At 35.6% G+C, this 19,521-nt stretch carries 12 protein-coding genes and 1 riboswitch; of the genes, 6 read left to right on the top strand and 6 right to left on the bottom strand.

Going from position 1 to position 19,521, the window contains the following annotated elements; all coding sequences use genetic code 11:
• Positions 1-35: 35 nt before the first annotated feature.
• A complete protein-coding gene (gltB, locus tag C8N41_RS05435) occupies positions 36-4,550 on the bottom strand; it encodes a glutamate synthase large subunit (protein ID WP_115838480.1) in 4,515 nt (1,504 codons plus the stop codon).
• A gap of 441 nt (positions 4,551-4,991) precedes the next feature.
• Here gltB and C8N41_RS05430 point away from each other — a divergent pair, with 441 nt between their 5' ends.
• On the top strand, positions 4,992-6,050 hold the full coding sequence (locus tag C8N41_RS05430; protein WP_092444991.1) for an outer membrane beta-barrel protein: 1,059 nt from the start codon (positions 4,992-4,994) through the stop codon (positions 6,048-6,050).
• Between the two features lie 28 nt (positions 6,051-6,078).
• Positions 6,079-7,377 (top strand): ammonium transporter, encoded by a 1,299-nt coding sequence (locus C8N41_RS05425; protein WP_115838479.1) that lies wholly within the window; start codon positions 6,079-6,081, stop codon positions 7,375-7,377.
• Positions 7,378-7,554: 177 nt separating this feature from the next.
• Here the strand turns inward: C8N41_RS05425 and C8N41_RS05420 are convergent, their stop codons facing one another.
• From C8N41_RS05420 to C8N41_RS05400, 5 genes are read right to left on the bottom strand one after another with little or no spacing between them, the layout of a single operon-like run.
• Complete coding sequence (locus tag C8N41_RS05420) at positions 7,555-10,134, bottom strand: phosphoenolpyruvate carboxylase (RefSeq protein ID WP_115838478.1); 2,580 nt, start codon at positions 10,132-10,134, stop codon at positions 7,555-7,557.
• 10 nt (positions 10,135-10,144) lie between these two features.
• Complete coding sequence (gene leuB / locus C8N41_RS05415; RefSeq protein ID WP_115838477.1) at positions 10,145-11,263, bottom strand: 3-isopropylmalate dehydrogenase; 1,119 nt, start codon at positions 11,261-11,263, stop codon at positions 10,145-10,147.
• Positions 11,264-11,313: 50 nt separating this feature from the next.
• Positions 11,314-11,904: a 3-isopropylmalate dehydratase small subunit gene (leuD, locus tag C8N41_RS05410; RefSeq protein ID WP_115838476.1), complete on the bottom strand. Its 591-nt coding sequence runs from the start codon at positions 11,902-11,904 to the stop codon at positions 11,314-11,316.
• Positions 11,904-13,286: a 3-isopropylmalate dehydratase large subunit gene (leuC, locus tag C8N41_RS05405; protein WP_115838475.1), complete on the bottom strand. Its 1,383-nt coding sequence runs from the start codon at positions 13,284-13,286 to the stop codon at positions 11,904-11,906. The genes leuD and leuC overlap by 1 nt, the downstream gene beginning before the upstream one ends.
• Positions 13,287-14,462 (bottom strand): 2-isopropylmalate synthase, encoded by a 1,176-nt coding sequence (locus tag C8N41_RS05400; protein WP_115838474.1) that lies wholly within the window; start codon positions 14,460-14,462, stop codon positions 13,287-13,289.
• Between the two features lie 147 nt (positions 14,463-14,609).
• On the opposite strand from C8N41_RS05400, the gene C8N41_RS05395 reads away from it, so the two are divergent.
• The 4 genes from C8N41_RS05395 (at position 14,610) to C8N41_RS05380 (ending at position 19,357) form a co-directional block, all read left to right on the top strand.
• Positions 14,610-16,157, top strand: coding sequence for a hypothetical protein (locus tag C8N41_RS05395; RefSeq protein ID WP_170137101.1), 1,548 nt, complete (start codon positions 14,610-14,612; stop codon positions 16,155-16,157).
• 102 nt (positions 16,158-16,259) lie between these two features.
• Positions 16,260-16,383: riboswitch (SAM riboswitch) on the top strand.
• Between the two features lie 120 nt (positions 16,384-16,503).
• Positions 16,504-17,802, top strand: coding sequence for an O-acetylhomoserine aminocarboxypropyltransferase/cysteine synthase family protein (locus C8N41_RS05390; RefSeq protein WP_115838472.1), 1,299 nt, complete (start codon positions 16,504-16,506; stop codon positions 17,800-17,802).
• 84 nt (positions 17,803-17,886) lie between these two features.
• Positions 17,887-18,339, top strand: coding sequence for an OsmC family protein (locus C8N41_RS05385; protein WP_115838471.1), 453 nt, complete (start codon positions 17,887-17,889; stop codon positions 18,337-18,339).
• A gap of 10 nt (positions 18,340-18,349) precedes the next feature.
• Complete coding sequence (locus C8N41_RS05380) at positions 18,350-19,357, top strand: alpha/beta fold hydrolase (RefSeq protein ID WP_115838470.1); 1,008 nt, start codon at positions 18,350-18,352, stop codon at positions 19,355-19,357.
• Positions 19,358-19,521 lie beyond the last annotated feature (164 nt).

The raw sequence follows: 19,521 nt of genomic DNA, 5'->3' as shown, positions 1-19,521 counted from the left end.
CTACTGTATTTTTATTTTTTCTAAACAAATTTGAATTACACAACCTCTAATTCTTCAACCATTTGTTCTTCGGTTTCCAAGCGCTTTAAAGCACGTTTATATTCTGTTGGCATAACACGAACAAAATGACTTAAACTTGTCTCCCAATCCGCGAGCAATTCGGCACCTCGCCTACTATCTGTATATTTCACATGTTTCTCTATTATAGCTTTTAATTCTTGCCCATCTTTTTTAAGAATTTTCTCAAATTCTATGGTTTCAGTATTACATAATCCGTTTACAAATGCTTTTTCGGGATCATACACATAAGCGATACCTCCACTCATTCCAGCTGCAAAATTTCGTCCTGTTTTACCGAGGACAATCACTTTTCCGCCAGTCATATATTCACAGCAATGGTCACCTACACCTTCAACGACAGCTATAGCACCAGAGTTTCTAACCGCAAAACGTTCTCCTGCAATACCATTGATAAACGCTTGGCCTTCCACAGCACCAAACAAACATACATTTCCGATAATAATATTCTCTTCAGCCTTAAAATCTGCTTTTAAAGGCTTTTTAACAATTAACTTTGCTCCAGATAATCCTTTACCTAGATAATCATTGGTGTTTCCTTCTAATTTAAAGGTTAGACCGTGTGCACCAAAGGCTCCGAAACTTTGTCCAGCTGACCCCTGAAAATTGATACTCAGAGTGTCTTCTGGCAAACCTAAATGACCATATATTTTTGAAATCTCATTACTTACAATTGCACCAACAGTACGATTTGTATTTTTAATTGGGTAAGACAATGTCATCTGTTCTTTACGATATAACGCGCGGTGCGAATCCTTTAATATTTTGAAATCGAGAACATTGTCTAAATTATGATCTTGCTTCTCAGTATTCTTAACAATCATGGTGCTATAAGCCTCCGATCGATGTAGTATAGAAGACAAGTCCAAACCTTTAGCTTTATAATGTTTTATAGCTCTATTGGCATTAATCTTATGCGTTTGCCCAATCATCTCTGCCATGGATCTAAAACCTAATTCTGCCATTATACCTCTTAGCTCTTCAGCGATATAGTAGAAGAAATTAATAACATGTTCTGGTGTCCCTTTAAAGTTTTTACGTAGTTCTTTGTCTTGTGTGGCAATCCCAACAGGACAAGTGTTTAAGTGACACTTACGCATCATTATACAGCCTGAAGCAACAAGTGGAGCAGTCGCAAAACCAAATTCTTCCGCTCCCAATAAGGCGGCTATAGCCACATCTCTACCTGTTTTTAACTGACCATCACATTCAACAACAATTCTACTTCTTAGATTATTAAGAACTAAGGTTTGCTGCGCTTCTGCTAATCCAAGTTCCCATGGTAAACCTGCGTGTTTTAACGATGTTAAAGGAGAAGCTCCTGTACCACCATCGTAACCTGAAATAAGCACTACATCTGCTTTTGCCTTTGCTACACCTGCCGCAATAGTACCTACACCAACTTCAGATACTAATTTTACATTTATTCTGGCTTCACGGTTGGCATTTTTAAGGTCGTATATTAATTGCGCCAAATCTTCAATGGAATAGATATCGTGATGTGGTGGTGGAGAAATTAACCCCACAAATGGAGTTGAGTTTCGAGCTGAGGCAATCCATGGTAAAACTTTTTCGCCTGGTAACTGCCCTCCTTCTCCAGGCTTTGCGCCCTGAGCCATTTTAATCTGAATTTCTTTAGCATTCGTCAAATAGTGCGAGGTCACACCAAAACGGCCAGAAGCCACCTGCTTTATTGCTGAATTCCGACTATCTCCATTGACATCGGGCTGAAAACGCCTACGATCCTCTCCTCCTTCACCTGAATTAGATTTACCTCCAATTCTATTCATAGCAATGGCTAAATTTTCATGCGCTTCACGAGAAATAGACCCATAAGACATGGCTCCTGTTTTAAATCGTTTTACAATTTCCGTCCATGGCTCTACTTCTTCAATAGGAATAGGATCAATGTTATTAAATTCAAATAGCCCACGGATAGTCATTAAATTTTCGGACTGCTCATTGATGGTTTTTGCATACAAATCATAACTAGCCTGATCACTTAACCTAACCGCTTGTTGTAATTTTGCAACCGTTGTAGGGTTAAACAAGTGCTTTTCACCATTTCGTCTCCAACGGTAATCACCACCTATATTTAATCCTAAGCGTTTATCGACTTCAGTATCTGGATACGCATATTTGTAGCGCTTATCAATTTCTTTTTCAATCTCATAGAGACCAATACCTTCAATTCTAGACGCTGTATACGGAAAATACTTTTCAACGAATTGAGAATTAAAACCTACAATTTCAAAAATTTGAGATCCTCTATAAGAACGCAACGTTGAAATTCCGATTTTGTTCATTACCTTAAGAATTCCTTTACCAATTGCTTTATTAAAATTATCTACCGCCTTTTGCTCATCCATATCAGTAATAAAGCCTTCTTTAACTTGTATTCTAATAATTTCATTAACCATATATGGATTTACAGCACTCGCACCATAACCAAATAATGTCGCAAAATGATGTGGTTCTCGAGGTTCTGCAGACTCTATTATAATATCAAAATACGAACGCTTACGTAAACGATTCATTTGATGACTAACATAAGAACATGCTAATAATGGTGGTATTGGAGCCTTTTCTTTACTCACTCCACGGTCTGAAAGAATTATAATATTTGTTTTTCTATCTAAAGCCTTTTCTATTTGTGTAATAATACCATCTAAGGCATCTTCTAAACCATTAAGACCTCTATCTTTATCATATAACATTTCAACTGTTTCAGCTTTAAAGCCCTCCACTTGAATGTTTCGAATTTTTGCTAAATCATCATTTGATATAACAGGATTTTGAATTTTTAATTTTCGACATTGACGCTCTGTGATGCTAAAAATGTTTCTATCTTTTCCTAAAGCCAAACTAATATCGGTCACAATTTCTTCCCTAATACCATCTAATGGTGGGTTGGTTACCTGAGCAAATAATTGCTTAAAATAGTTTGAAATGAGCTGCGGCTTATTTGACAAGACAGCCAAAGGAGTATCAATACCCATAGAGCCTAAAGCCTCTTTAGCCTTTTGTGCCATAGGTGTAATAACTTCCTGAATATCTTCGAAGGTATAGTTAAACAAACGCTGTCTGGTTTTCATATCCAGCGTTTCAATCGGACAGGTTTCGCCTGTATAAGGAATATCTTTTAAATGTAACCGTGTTTTATCTAACCATTCTTGATAAGGTCGTTCTTTTACGATTTTACTTTTTATTTCTTCGTCATTAATTATACGCCCTTGGTTCATGTCTACTAGAAACATTTTCCCAGGCTCTAAACGACCATGACTTTCAACATCTTCTGGAGCAATATCCACAACTCCAATTTCAGACGACATAATTAACTTACCACTTTTGGTTACCGTGTATCGAGAAGGCCTTAAACCGTTTCTATCCAACAGTGCACCAATATAGTTTCCGTCTGTAAATGGTACTGATGCTGGGCCATCCCAAGGCTCCATAATACAAGCATTATAATCGTAAAAGGCTTTTCGTTCTGGCGACATCGTTGCATGTTTTTCCCATGCTTCAGGTATCATCATCATCATTACCTCTGGCAATGATCTTCCCGTATGTGTTAATAATTCTACTACCATATCCATAGAAGCAGAATCCGATTTTCCAGGTAAAATTATAGGAAACAATTTATCGATCTGAGGACCAAAAACATCACTCTTCATAATCTCTTCCCGAACGCGCATTCTACTCACATTACCACGGAGTGTATTTATCTCTCCATTCTGACACATAAAACGGAAGGGTTGTGCCAATTCCCAAGTTGGCATTGTGTTTGTAGAAAAGCGTTGGTGTACCAAAGCTAAGCGTGTTACCAAATCATTTTCTTGTAAATCTTTGTAATATGCACCAATATCTTCAGGCATAATTATACCTTTATATATCAATGTATTCATAGACAAACTAGATACGTAAAAATAAGAGCTTTGCGACATCTTAGATTGACGAACTGTATGCTCTGTAATTTTCCGTGCAGCGTATAATTTTGCTTTAAAATCGGCCTCAGAAACCTCGTTTGATTTTCCAACAAAAAGCTGCTCTATATTTGGCTCTGATGCTAATGCTATTTCACCGAGTTGAGTAGAGTCTACCGGAACCTCTCTCCACCCAATAACAGTAAGCCCTTGAGCAATGATTTCTTTCTCAAAAGTATCCTTACAAAAACGGTATTGATTTCTGTTTTTTGGCAAGAACACCATACCCACAGCGTACTTTCCTCTAACAGGAACTTTAAAACCACAAACGCGTTTAAAATAAGCATGTGGTATATCAATTAACAAACCCGCTCCATCTCCAGTTTTTCCATCAGCACTTACACCACCACGATGCTCTAATTTTACTAGAATTTCTAGTGCATCATGTATAATTTGATTTGTCTTTTCTCCCTTTAGATTACAGATGAATCCTGCTCCACAATTTTCGTGTTCAAATTCTGGTAAATAGAGCCCTTGCTTTTTAAACATATTTTACAAAAAATTTCAAGGTTTTTACACCTTATTACTCCTCTAATATATATTCAAAAAATTGATTTAAAAAATACACGAAACACTTTTCCCATATCGATAGTTAAGTGCATTTTCAATGAAAATATTGCAATAATAACGTGTTTTATTAAAGAATAGCCAATATGAATTACGCAACAAAAATATCTATTCACTAACAAAACATCTAAAACTTAAACCAAGAAGTAAATTTTAATCATTTTTTATGCAATTTTTATGAATTTTTAAAAATTCCAATTATTGATATAATAAAAAAATCACAATATTTAATTTTAACCCTAAATTTTAGAGGGTATAAAATTAAATATTCATAAAAATTTCATTTTAACCCCAAAAATTTAGAGGGTATCAATAAAGATTATATAGATTTGAGCAGAACTAACTATTATTAAACACGTTATTATGAAAAAATTACTTACGCTTTCATTGTTCTTTATTGCATTTGGCTTAACTGCCCAAGAAGAAGAAACCGAAGAAACCAAATCTTTTACTATTAGCGGTAGCGTTGACGCCTACTACCAAACCTACCTCACTGCTTCTGATGATTCCGGACAATCTTTTGGGACCGCCTTCGCCGACCAAACAGGATTTGCCTTAGGTATGGGTAACCTAATTGCTAGTTACGAAAGCGGTAAAGTTGGAGCTGTTCTCGATTTAGTAACAGGACCAAGAGGTGGAAGCGCAACATTTAGTAATGATATTGTGGATGGCATAGTCAACCAAGCCTATGTATATTGGAATGTATCCGAAACAACTACGTTAACCATGGGACGTTTTAACACCTTTTTAGGCTATGAAGTTATAGCTCCTGCAGCAAACTTTAACTATAGCACATCTTACTTGTTCTCTAGTGGACCATTCTCTCACATGGGACTAAAAGCAGATTTTGCTATATCTGACGATTTTAGCTTAATGTTAGCTGTTATGAATCCTTGGGACACCAACGACACCTCTACAACTGGTGAATATTCTTTTGGAGCGCAACTCGGATACAAAGGACAATACCTCAACTTATACTACGACAGTGGAGCCAATGCTGGCTTAGGGTTTGAAATTGATTACACAGGTGGTTTTGATCTTTCTGATGATTTCTTCTTAGGAATTAACGCTGCTTACCAAACATCTTCTTATTACTACGATGACGAAGGAGCAGTACTTAGTGATGATTTTGAAAATGGCTTTTACGGAGCAGCTCTATATCCACAATACACACTATCTGAAGAATTTGCACTTGGATTAAGAGGGGAATATTACGGATTCCACGCAGAAGAAGGAGATGATTTACCTAGCGTTATCGGCCTTACAGTAACAGGAAGCTACATAGTAGACAGTAACTTAATTATTAAACCAGAAGTGAGATTAGATTCTTGGAGTAATAATGATGCCGCATACTTTGACGCTGATGGTGAAGACTCAAGTAGTTTAGAAGCATTTACTTTGGCTGCAATCTACACGTTCTAAACCATAATACTAACTAATACTTTTACATATGATACCTAATTTTTTAACTATACTCCCAACTCTAGCTGCAATACAAGACGCAGCAGAACCTACTGAAATTGAAGCAGCCGTTGCAGCTGTAAATGGTGACATGGGAATGCTTTGGATGCTCTTATCCGCTATCCTAGTGTTCTTTATGCAAGCTGGATTTACACTTGTTGAAACTGGCATGACACGTTCTAAAAATGCAGCTAATATCGCAATGAAAAACCTACTCGACATCTGTGTAGGCTCATTAACCTATTGGTTTGTAGGCTATTCTTTAATGTATGGTGACACTTCAAACGGATGGTTTTTCTGGAGTGGCCTAATGCAAGGTGAAGGAGCCGACTTACTATTCCAAACTATGTTTGCTGCAACAGCTGCCACTATCGTATCTGGAGCAATTGCAGGTAGAACAAAATACTCAACCTATGCTATTTTCTCAATTATAATGACTGCTTTAATTTATCCTATTGCTGGCGGATGGCAATGGCAGGGCTCTGGATGGTTAACAGAACTTGGTTTTATTGACTTTGCAGGATCTTCAATAGTTCACTCTGTAGGTGGATGGGCAGCTTTAGTAGCCGCTTACATGGTAGGTCCTCGTATTGGAAAGTTTATAGACGGAAAAGTAATGCCAATTCCAGGTCACAACCAAATTTTAGCAACCTTAGGTGTTTTTGTCCTTTGGTTAGGATGGTTCGGATTTAACGGAGGTTCTCAACTCGCTTGGGGAGGTGACGATGCTGTTGCCGCTTCAAATGTAGTATTGGTTACAAATTTAGCTGCTGCTGCTGGTGGTCTTGGCGCCCTAATTACCACCTGGATCTGGTACGGAAAACCCAATCTACCACAAACTTTAAACGGTGCCTTAGCTGGTTTAGTAAGTATTACTGCTGGCTGCGGAAACATGTCTGCTGGAGGAGCTCTTTTAGCCGGTCTTATTGGCGGTATCATTGTTGTATTCTCAATTGAGTTTATTGAGAAAAAATTAAAGATTGATGACGCTATCGGAGCCGCATCTGTACACGGCGTTGCAGGTGTATGGGGAACAATTGTAATTGGTCTTTGGGGCATTGACGGAGATACAGGAATTGGATTATTTAACGGAGGTGGATTTAGCCAATTAGGTGCACAAGCTACAGGAGCTTTAGCTTATGGTGTTTGGGCTGTTGTTTTATCTTTTATTGTTTTGAAAATTTTAAAATCTACAATGGGCCTAAGAGTAAGCGAAGAAGAAGAACTAGTTGGACTTGACCTTTCTGAGCATGGTGAAATTGCTTACCCAGGAAAAAGAGAAAGATAATTGAATTCTTTCATTTAAGTTTAAATTGATAATTAATTTAGTTGTTAGAATAGAAACCTTCGAAGCCTAACCTTCGAGGGTTTCTTTATCACTTATAACATCTAAATATTCAGCACAAAAAAATCCTCAGAAGAATAACAACTTCTGAGGATTTTTATTTTCTAAAACGAATGCTTTTTATGCAGAATTACGACTGGCATTAATATTACCAAATAATGATCTGGTTACCATTTTTTCAAAAATCTTAATCTGTGCTTCATCGCGCACCTCTGCTTTTTCAAGCTCTTGAATCTTTTTTAAAGCATACTGTTGAATTGTTAATAAAGGTAATACAATAGATTCTCTAACAGCTATCGAAGCTTTACCCGAAGGCTCCTCCTCCATTAGTTCCTTATAACCCGTAAGTTTTAAAATTAGACGTTTAGAAGTTTCGTACTCCTCATAAATCAGGTTCCAAAATTCACCGTATTCTTCATCTTCAGACATATAACGTGTTAAATCAAAAAATGATTTTGATAAAGACATCATACTGTTTTCAATTAAAGTCTTAAAGAAACTCGAAGTTTTAAACAAATGTTGTGCCTTATCAAATTCTCCAATGTCTTCATAATGCTTTAATGCCGTACCCACTCCAAAAAAACCAGGTACATTTTGTTTTAATTGACTCCAAGAACCTACAAAAGGAATAGCTCTTAAATCTTCAAAAACCAACCCTTCCGATTTACCTCTTTTAGATGGTCGACTTCCAATATTTGTTTTCGCATAATACTTAAGCGTACTCATATGCTCTAAATAAGAGATAAATTTAGGATGTGCTTTAAAAGCCGCATACGCCTCGTAACTACGCTTTGCCAAATCGGTCATAACCTCTCTGTTTTCGGGCTGCATTTTTAAATCCACATCACTTAAACTATTACCAATACCAGAACTAATTAATTGTTCTAAGTTATATTGAGAAGACTCTAAAGTACCGAAATTAGAACTTATGGTCTGACCTTGAATCGTTAATTGCACTTCTTCATCTTCTATAGTAGGACCTAGAGAAGCATAAAAGTTATGTGTTTTTCCTCCACCTCGTGCTGGTGGCCCACCACGACCATCAAAGAAAATGACCTTAATTCCATGCGCTCTGGACACCCTAGTTAAGTTTTCCTTAGCCTGATAAATTGCCCAATTTGCCATTAGATAACCACCATCTTTAGTCCCATCACTAAAACCAAGCATAATAGTCTGTTTATTTCCTCTAGATTTTAAATGTTTCGCATAATCAGGATTTGTATACAACTCTTCCATTACCTGCGGTGCATTTTCTAAATCAGTTATGGTTTCAAACAACGGCCCAATATCTACAGTTAAATCTTCGTGAAACGCCACTAATTTTAGCATCGCAAATAATTGCATAACATGCAACGTTGATTGATTATTACTTATAATATAGCGATTAGCTGCCTGTTCACCATTTGTTTCCTGAATTGTTTTTATAGCTTTTATGGTTTCTAAAGCTTTTAATGTTTCTTCATCCTTAATTAAAGACAAATTAACAGATCCTTTTACTTTAGAGAGAACTTTAATTTGCTCACTTTCTGATAAATCGTGATAATTGTTAGGAAAAACCTCACTACCACTCTCAATTAACGCATTCACCATATCATTAAAAAATTGCGCGTGCTTGCGGCTATCTTGTCTGATATCTAAATTTGCAAAGTGAAATCCAAATAAATGCGTTTTGTTAATTAAACTATTGAGCTCATCAACGTATAAAGACTGATGCTTATCGATAATGATTTGCTTCACAGCTTTTAATTCTGAAACAAAATATGCCAAAGTTAAATCGGATGGCTCATTAGTTATGATACTATATAGTTCTCGTTCCAAATTAATCATACGATCCTCAACACCTTGAAATGTTAATTTTCGCTTCAACTGTCTTACATTTCTATAATAGTTTTTAATAATTGAAAGCCTTAAACGATCTGCAACTTTTAATGTAATTTCTGGAGTCACAAAAGGATTTCCGTCTCTATCTCCTCCTGGCCAAAAACCTACATTAATAATATCGTTATCAATAGGTTCACCATCAAATATATTCTGTTGAATATAATCGTATATACTACCAAAGGATTTATAAAACACATTTTCTAAATACCATATGAGACTCACAGCCTCATCAAAAGGTGTGGGTTTCTTGTGCTTAAAAAATGGTGTTTTTCCTAATTGCGCTAAAAGGTCATTAATTTTTAATAAATCATTTTCACGAATTGCTTCCGTTAAATCAGTAATAATCCCCAGAACTGAACCTGGATAAAATTGTGTAGGATGCGCTGTTAAAACAATTCTAACTTTAAATTCTTCTAAATATTTTCGAAGCGTTTCTAACTTATTATCTGCAGAGACGGTTTCCTTCAAGCTTCGCAAAGTCCCAATACCATCCATATTATTAACTATAGGAAAAGCAGCATCTTCAATGGCATCGAATAAAACAACTTGTCTTTCGATATATTGAATAAATCGAAACAACAAATTCACCTGACTTTCAGAAGATCGCCTTGCTTGATATTTCTTAAAAAATGAATCTACTATTGCTGTGGGAGTATCTTTATTTGCAAATCCTTTTTGACAAGTTTCATGAAACAAAGGTAAAAGCGCTCCTGTTTTTGTAACGGCATCAAAAGGCAAAGTCATAAATATACTGTTGTATATCTGATACTTAGATAATACATTTTGATTGAATCGTGTTAATTTTGGTTGTGTAGGCATTATCTTAAAATTATATTATAGTGGACTGCCCTAAATGGATATTCTTAAAATTGAGATTAGTATCTTTTGGATTGTAGATAAAATCTTCAATAAAATCACCAACATTAGAGGTTGTCACCGTATTTACCACCGAATTTATATCTGGTGTTGTGATGTTTAATTTTAATGATTTTTCTACAGCTAACCTAATTAATTCTGCTTCATTATATAAATCAAAATGACTCAACAACATAGCAGCAGATAAAATGGATGCAATAGGATTAGCAATACCTTTATCAGCGGCCTGTGGATAAGAACCATGAATAGGCTCAAACATCGCATATTTATCTCCTACAGAAGCCGAAGCCAACAACCCTATAGAACCTCCGATAACACTAGCTTCATCACTAATAATATCTCCAAACATGTTTTCGGTTAAGATCACATCAAACTGTTTTGGGTTTAATATCATTTGCATCGCTGCATTGTCTACAAACAAAAAGTCGAGTGTAACCTCTTGATATTGTTGAGCAACTTCTTTTACTACCGCTCTCCAAAGCCTGGAGGTTTCTAAAACATTTGCTTTATCTACTAAAGTAACTTTATGATTTCTATGCTCTGCTGCAACGAAGGCCAAGTGCGCTATACGTTCTATTTCTTCACGTGAATAACGACATAAATCTGAGGCTTCATTTCCATCTTCAGATAATTGCTTTTCGCCAAAATAAATGCCGCCAGTTAATTCTCTATAAATAGAAATATCAGTACCTTGGATGATATGTTTTTTTAAAGGAGATTTCTCCAACAAGCTCGTATAAGCTTTAACAGGTCTTATATTAGCATACAACCCCAACTCCTTACGCAGTTTAAGCAAACCTTGTTCTGGCCTTACTTTTGCCGCAGGATTATTGTCGTATTTAGGATCTCCAATCGCTCCAAATAGAATTGCATCTGTATTTTTACACAAGTCTAATGTTGCATCTGGCAACGCATTATTATGCTTATCTATTGCAACAGCACCAACATCTGCAGTTGTAAATTTAAAATTATGATTAAATTCTGAAGCAATTGCTTTTAAAGCTTTTATAGCTTGATTTGTGACTTCTGGACCAATACCATCTCCTGGTAATACTGCTATATTTAATTTCATTGAAAAAAATTATGATTTCCGAATCCAAACGGAACTTTTACGTTTGTTAATTAGTATATTTTTTGAGCTTCAAAAGCTTCTATTTGTACTTTGTTATTAATGAGGTAGTCGATATCATCATAACCATTAATCATGCAAGTTTTTTTATAGGGATCAATGTCAAAATTTTCGCTTAAGCCCAAACCTTTTACCGAAATGTTTTGGTTTTCGAGATCAACTACTAATTCCGTCTCTGGATTAGACACAATAGCTTGCATTAAGTCACTTAAAAAGTCTGCCGAAACCTGCACAGGCAACAACCCATTATTAAGGGCATTTCCCTTAAATATGTCTGCAAAAAAACTTGAAACCACGACTTTAAAACCATATCCTGTAATAGCCCAAGCCGCATGCTCTCTACTAGAACCGCAACCAAAATTATCGCCAGCAACCAAAATACTTCCGGAATACCGTGAGTCGTTTAACACAAAATCTGTGTTAACTGTGCCGTCCTTCTGATATCTCCAGTCCCTAAAAACATTGTCTCCAAATCCTTTTCTATCCGTTGCTTTTAAAAAACGTGCTGGTATGATTTGATCAGTATCTACATTCTCAATATTTAACGGAATGCCTTTTGATTGTAATGTTGTAAACTTTTCCATTAATTTAATTGCTTTGAAATATCTATAATTTTACCTTCTACAGCGGTTGCTGCTGCCACAAGCGGACTTGCCAAAATGGTTCTAGAACCCTGTCCTTGACGTCCTTCAAAATTACGATTTGAAGTAGACACACAATATTCCCCTTGCGGTATCTTATCGTCATTCATGGCTAAACATGCCGAACAACCTGGCTGACGCAATTCAAACCCTGCATCATCAAAAATAGATTTCAAGCCTTCTTCTATAATTTGAGATTCTACTTGCTTACTACCTGGCACTAACCAAGCCGTAACATTATCGGCTTTTCGTTTTCCTTTAATATAATTTGCTGCCACTCTAAAATCTTCAATTCTAGAATTTGTACAACTCCCTATAAATACAAAATTAATAGGCTTATTAATTAGACTTTCGCCAGCTTCAAAATCCATATAGGCTAAAGATTTTTTAAACGACGGATTTTCATCTACTGGAATTGTTTCAGAAATTTTAATACCCATACCTGGATTTGTGCCGTAGGTAATCATAGGCTCAATATCTTCGGCATCAAAACTGTATTCCTTATCAAATGTGGCATCACTATCGGTTGGCAGAGTTTTCCAGTAAGCCACTTTCTTATCAAAAGCTTCACCTTTTGGCGCAAATTGCCTTCCTTTTACATATTCAAAAGTAGTATCATCTGGCGCTATCATACCTCCTCGCGCTCCCATTTCTATGCTCATATTACAAACAGTCATACGACCTTCCATGCTCATTTCTTCAAAAACATTTCCTGCATACTCACAGAAATAACCGGTACCAGAATTAGTTCCTAATTTTGAAATGATATATAAAATGACATCTTTAGGAAGCACTCCTTTTTTCAATTTCCCATTTACGGTCACTCTAAGACTTTTGGGCTTGGTAAGCAACAAGCATTGACTAGCAAAAACCTGTGCAACCTGACTGGTACCAATACCAAAAGCAATGGCTCCGAACGCACCATGTGTTGACGTATGACTATCACCGCAGACCATGGTTAAGCCTGGTTGCGTCACACCTAACTCTGGAGCCATTACATGCACAATTCCGTTATATTTATGTCCTAATTGGTATAGTGTTATATTATTTTTTTCACAATTTTCTGATAATTGCTCTAGTTGTTTTCTAGATAAAGCATCTCGTATCGGTTGATCTTGATGCATCGTCGGAGTATTATGATCTGCCGTAGCAACAATTTGGTTCGGCCTAAAAATAGGAATTCCACGATCTTCTAACTCATTAAAAGCTTGTGGACTCGTAACCTCATGTATTAAATGCTTGTCAATATAAAGAATTTGTGGCCCATTCTCAATTGTACTGACCACATGTGAATCCCAAACTTTATCAAATAATGTTTTACCCATCTATGCTGAAATTATTTGTTGATACACCTTACTTGTTTCAATGATTTGATGAATATCACTATCATTTATCTCCTTTTTTTGATCTGCAAAACGCAAAAAATTAGCATAGACATCATCTAATTGTAGCTTGGTAAGTTCGTAACCTACATTTTTTGCCCTATATGCCAAAGCTGCTCTTCCACTTCTTGCCGTTAAAACAATAGCAGATTCAGTTACTCCAACATCTACAGGATTAATTATCTCGTAAGTTTCTCGGTTTTTTATAACACCATCTTGATGGATTCCTGAACTATGCGCAAAAGCATTAGAACCAACAATCGCTTTATTTGGCTGAGTATAAATACCCATACTATCACTAACCAACTGACTCATACCATATAACATGGAGGTGTTTACATTGGTGTCTAAATTTAAATAAGGATGTTGCTTCAACACCATGACGACTTCCTCTAAAGCCGTATTACCTGCACGTTCACCAATTCCATTAATTGTGCACTCTATCTGGCGCGCACCATTAATAACACCCTCAATAGAATTAGCAGTAGCCAAACCTAAATCGTTATGACAATGACAAGACAAAATAGCCTTTTCAATACCTTTTACATTTTCTTTTAAGTACTTTATCTTAGCACCATACTCACTCGGCAAACAATAGCCCGTGGTATCTGGAATATTTAATACCGTAGCACCTGCCTTTATAGCCGCTTCACAAACTCTCGCCAAGTATTCATTTTCAGTACGACCCGCATCTTCTGCATAAAACTCCACATCCTCAACAAAGGATTTAGCATATTTTACAGCATCAAAAGCACGCTCAATAATAGCATCTCTGTTAGATTTAAACTTATGTAAAATATGTAAATCTGAAGTTCCAATTCCGGTATGAATTCTAGGCCTTTTTGCATATTGTAAAGATTCTGCAGCCACTTTTATATCATTTTCTACAGCCCTTGTTAAACCGCAAACCGTAGCATTTTTAACGATCTTAGAAATAGCGTTTACAGATTCAAAATCACCTGGACTAGAAACTGGAAACCCAGCCTCAATGACATCAACTCCAAGTAAATCTAATTGCTCCGCAATCACAACTTTTTGTTCCGAATTAAGTTTACAACCTGGTACCTGTTCACCATCGCGAAGTGTTGTATCGAAGATTTGTATGTTGTTATTTGACATATATCAAAATATATTTATAGTATTGTCTAACGAATATATGTTTTGAAATTGCTTTGAACCTGGTTAATAATGTAACTTTACGATGTTCAATAGACAAAATGCATTTTAAATTCTTGATTAACAGTCTTATAAATCTATTTTCAATTGATAACTAAAGACCAAAAAGATAATTTATTTTCACTTGTAAAGTCACTTACAAAGTCAGAAAAACGACAATTTAAGCTTTATGTAGGGAGACTTGGTGTAAATTCAGATTCTAAATTCTTAAATCTTTTTAACCTTTTAGACAAAGCCAAAACCTATAACGAATCTGCAATTATCAAAAGTGGCATCGTAAAAAAACAGCAATTAGCAAACGTTAAAGCACATTTATACAAACAAATTTTAATCAGCTTAAAACTCAACCCTTCGCATCAAAATGTACGCTTACAAATTAGAGAACAATTAGATTTTGCTTCCATTTTATATCATAAAGGTCTTTATAAACAAAGCTTAAAAATTTTAGACAAAGCAAAAGAACTAGCGATTGTAAACGAAGAAAAAAATTCGGCTTTTGAAATCGTTGAACTCGAAAAAGTTATTGAATCGCAATATATTACCCGTAGTATTAGCACACGTGCAGACGAACTCGCAATACAAGCCAAGGAATTAAGTTCTCTCAATGTTATTGCTAGTAAACTCTCTAATTTATCGCTTCAACTGTATAGTACCATTTTAAAAACGGGCTATGTAAGAAACGAGGAAGAAGCTCACATGATTACGGATTATTTTAACAAACAACTTCCTAAAGTTAAGCTCGAAAAATTAGGCTTTCGTGAAAAATTATGGTTTTACAAAACCAATCTTTGGCAGAGCTTTTTATTACAAGATTTTTTGAATTGCTACAAATACGCGTCAAAATGGGTGGATTTATTTTATCAAAACCCCAGCATGATTAACCTCAACCCTGTCTTTTTTTTAAAGGGCAACAATTACCTTTTAGAAGCTTTATTTTTTATTGGCAATAAACCAAAATTCCTTGAAAAGTTTTCTGAATTTGAAGCTACTATTCAAAATTCTAGCTTTCCACAAGACGAGAATGTTGCATCTTTAGTTTTCTTATACACCAATTTCCATAGTATCAATCAGCACTTTATTGATGGCAGTTTTGAAGAGGGTTTAGATTTAATTCCAAAAATTGAAAAGGCCTTAATTCCTTTTAATGATAGAATAGACCCACACCACAAAATGATTTTCTATTACAAATTTGCAAGTTTGCATTTTGGTGCCGGAAACAATAAAGCGTGTATAAAGTATTTGGATAAAATTATCTCAAACAAAACCCTTTCTATGCGCGAAGATTTACTCTGTTTTTCGCGCGTATTAAATCTTGTAGCGCATTACGAAGCTGGCTTAGACTATCATTTAGAAACGCTTTTACGAAGTACGTATAAGTTTTTAATAAAGATGAATGATCTCCACGAAGTTCAAAAAGAAATGATAAAATTCATTAGAGGTCTGCAAGATATCTACCCGCATGATCTAAAAAATGCATTTAGGAAATTACATCAAACGTTAAAGACTTTTGAAGACCACCCATATGAACGTCGTGCTTTTCTATATCTCGATATTATTTCATGGTTAGAAAGCAAGATTGAAAACAAACCCGTCGGAGAAATTATTCAAAATAAGTATTTTTCAAAGAACAATCAATAATTTTAAGAATTTCATAAAAAACTCACAAAATCAAGAAATTATTTGGATTTGTGATTTTTGTATTGCAATATTTGTGCTCACAAAGTTCAAACACTTACTGAAATGTTATCAAGAAAGGTGGAGGGAATGACCCAATGAAGCCTTAGCAACCCTTAGATTTACTAAGAAGGTGCTAAATTCTACTTAATTATTTGATTCATTAATCGAATAATTGGATAGATAACTCAAGACTAATTACCCATCTGTAATTAGCATTTTCTTTATAATATTTTTCTATTAAGTTCGCTTCTAACGAGGCTTATTTGGCTTTTGGTTTAATCTTTTATTAACTCAAAAACTTAGAAAAATGAGTACACAAAAATTTGCAACACAAGCGTTGCACGCAGGACACGACGTTAGTCAAACTTCAGGTACAAGAGCTGTTCCTATTTACCAAACTTCATCGTATGTTTTTAATGACTCGGATGATGCCGCAGGACGATTTAACCTTTCTGTTCCTGGCTACATTTACACCCGTTTAAACAACCCTACGAACGATATTTTAGAGCAACGTTTAGCGGCTTTAGAAGGTGGTATTGCAGCTGTAGCAACAGCCTCAGGAACCTCTGCAATCGCTACCACACTCCTTACACTTTTAAGAGCAGGAGATCATATTGTAGCATCGAGTAGTTTGTATGGTGGCACATACAATTTACTAAGTGTCACTTTACCAAGACACGGTATTACAACAACCTTTGTAGACGCTTCAAATCCTGAAGAATTTGAAAAAGCGGCACAAGAAAACACAAGAGCTTTTTTTGTAGAATCCTTAGGAAATCCAAAATTAGATGTCTTAGATCTCGAGGCCATTTCTTCTGGAGCTAAAGCACACAAAGTACCGTTAATAGTAGACAATACGGTTGCAACACCTTATTTATTAAACCCAATACAATATGGTGCTAACATCGTTATTCACTCCTTAACCAAATACATTTCTGGAAACGGAACATCTCTTGGAGGGGTTATCATTGATGCTGGTACATTTGACTGGACCAATGGAAAATTCACAGAATTCACAGAACCATCAGCGGGTTACCACGGATTGGTCTATAGTGAAGCCATTGGTGCCGCTGCATTTATCGCTAAAATTAGAGTAGAAGGTTTACGAGATTATGGTGGTGCGTTAAGCCCATTTAACGCATTTCAAATTATTCAAGGTTTAGAAACCTTAGAACTTCGTATTAAAAAACATAGCGAAAATGCTCTCGAACTCGCCAAATGGTTAGAAGAACAACCTGAAGTAAAATGGGTAAATTACCCAGGACTTGAAAGCAGTGCATATCACAGCTTAGCCAAAAAGTATTTACCTGAAGGTCAAAGTGGCGTCGTAACATTTGGTGCCATTGGTGGTTATGAAGCTGCAAAAACCATTGCAGATACCACCAAATTATTCTCTCTATTAGCAAATATTGGAGATACAAAATCTCTAATTATTCATCCAGCAAGTACAACGCATCAACAATTAAGTGACGATGCACAAGAAACTACCGGAGTCACAAAAGACTTAATTCGTTTGTCTGTAGGTATTGAAAATATTGAAGACTTGAAAGCCGATTTAAAAGAAGCTTTTGCTGTAGTTAATCAGAAAAAAGCACTTCAAAACTAAATTTAAATTGTGATGAAAAATGGATGTCTTTAATCCATAAAGGCATCTATTTTATTGTTTTCAACACTTAACAGATAAAAAAACATGAGTGATTTAAAATTCTCAGTAGTAGGAGACAGTACTTCTGCTACTCAATTTATAGCTAAAACAAGACAATTTTCATTAGTTGTAGATGAACCAGAAGCTTTAGGAGGAACAGATGAAGGTGCTAACCCTGTAGAATACATCTTAGCAGGTTTTGCCGGATGCGCTAATGTTGTTGGCCACCTTGTAGCAAAAGAATTAGGTTTCAAAATAAAACGTTTAAAAATTGAGGTTTCAGGTGAATTAAATCCTGATCGGTTTTTAGGCACCGCTACCAAAGAACGTGCGGGCTTTAAAAGCATTAATCTCAACCTTATTCCTGAGACTGACGCCAGCATTGAAGTCTTAACCAAATGGCTTCAGATTGTCGAAGATCGCTGTCCTGTAAATGACAATTTACAGCAGGTAACTCCTATAAAACTGTCCGTAGAAAAAGAATATACGGCTATATAATCAAATTGTTATGATAGACTTACAGTATATCTCAATTCGTAATTACACAACCGAAAGTGGTAAGACAATTAGTCCAAAATTGTCTTACCAAACTTTTGGCAAACCTTTGCATTCAGCACCTATCGTTTTGATAAACCACGCCCTGACCGGAAACTCAAATGTAGTTGGCGAACATGGTTGGTGGAATGATATTGTTGGAGACCATAAATGCATAGACACTAACACATACACCATTTTAGCGTTTAATATTTTAGGTAATGGCTATGACAACGATCCAACACAACTTATAGAAAACTATAAAGATTTTACGGCTAGAGATGTGGCAAATTTATTGGCATTAGCTATTGCTCAACTCGAAATTAAAAAATTATTTGCCGTTGTTGGAGGCTCTGTTGGAGGGGGCATTGCATGGGAATTAGCAGTACTACAACCACAATTAATTCAACATGTAATACCTATTGCAACAGACTGGAAATCGACCGACTGGGTAATTGCCAATTGCCATATTCAAGATGCCATATTAAACAACTCCGCGCAACCCTTAGCCGATGCAAGAATGCATGCCATGACCTTGTATCGCACACCCGAATCATTAACCCAAAAATTTGAACGCACCAAAGCATCTAGTAACTTATTTAATATAGAATCTTGGTTGAGCTATCATGGTAAGGCTTTAGAAAATCGTTTTCAGGTAAGCGCATATAAACTGATGAATCAAATTTTAAGAACGATAGATATCACTAGAGACCGAACACATTTTTTAGATGTGGCTTCAAAAATCGAGAGCGACATTCATATCATTACAATTAATTCGGATTTGTTTTTTAAAGCCGATGAAAATTGGAATACCTATGTGGATTTAAAAAGCGTTAAAGATAACATCAGTATTCACGAAATTAAATCAGTGCATGGTCACGATGCCTTCTTAATAGAGTTTGATCAATTAGCGCGCTTTCTAAAACCTATTTTTTCTAGTGTATCAAAATCTAATACCGCATTAAAACAACAAGTGGCGTAGATTTCCTTAGATTTAACTTATCACAAAAAAAAAGCCGGACAATGAGTTCGGCTTTTTTTTGTCATACCAAATTCACTCTTCAATTTACTTCTTATATTTAGTTAAAAATTAACTCGAGAGCGTTAATATTATTAGCAATAAAGACAATTATAATACTTTTACAC

The organism is Winogradskyella sediminis, assembly GCF_003387355.1.
In the GTDB taxonomy this organism is placed as follows: domain Bacteria; phylum Bacteroidota; class Bacteroidia; order Flavobacteriales; family Flavobacteriaceae; genus Winogradskyella; species Winogradskyella sediminis.
The sequence above is the reverse complement of the archived record's forward strand: the minus strand, read 5'-3'. Positions and strand labels throughout refer to the sequence as shown.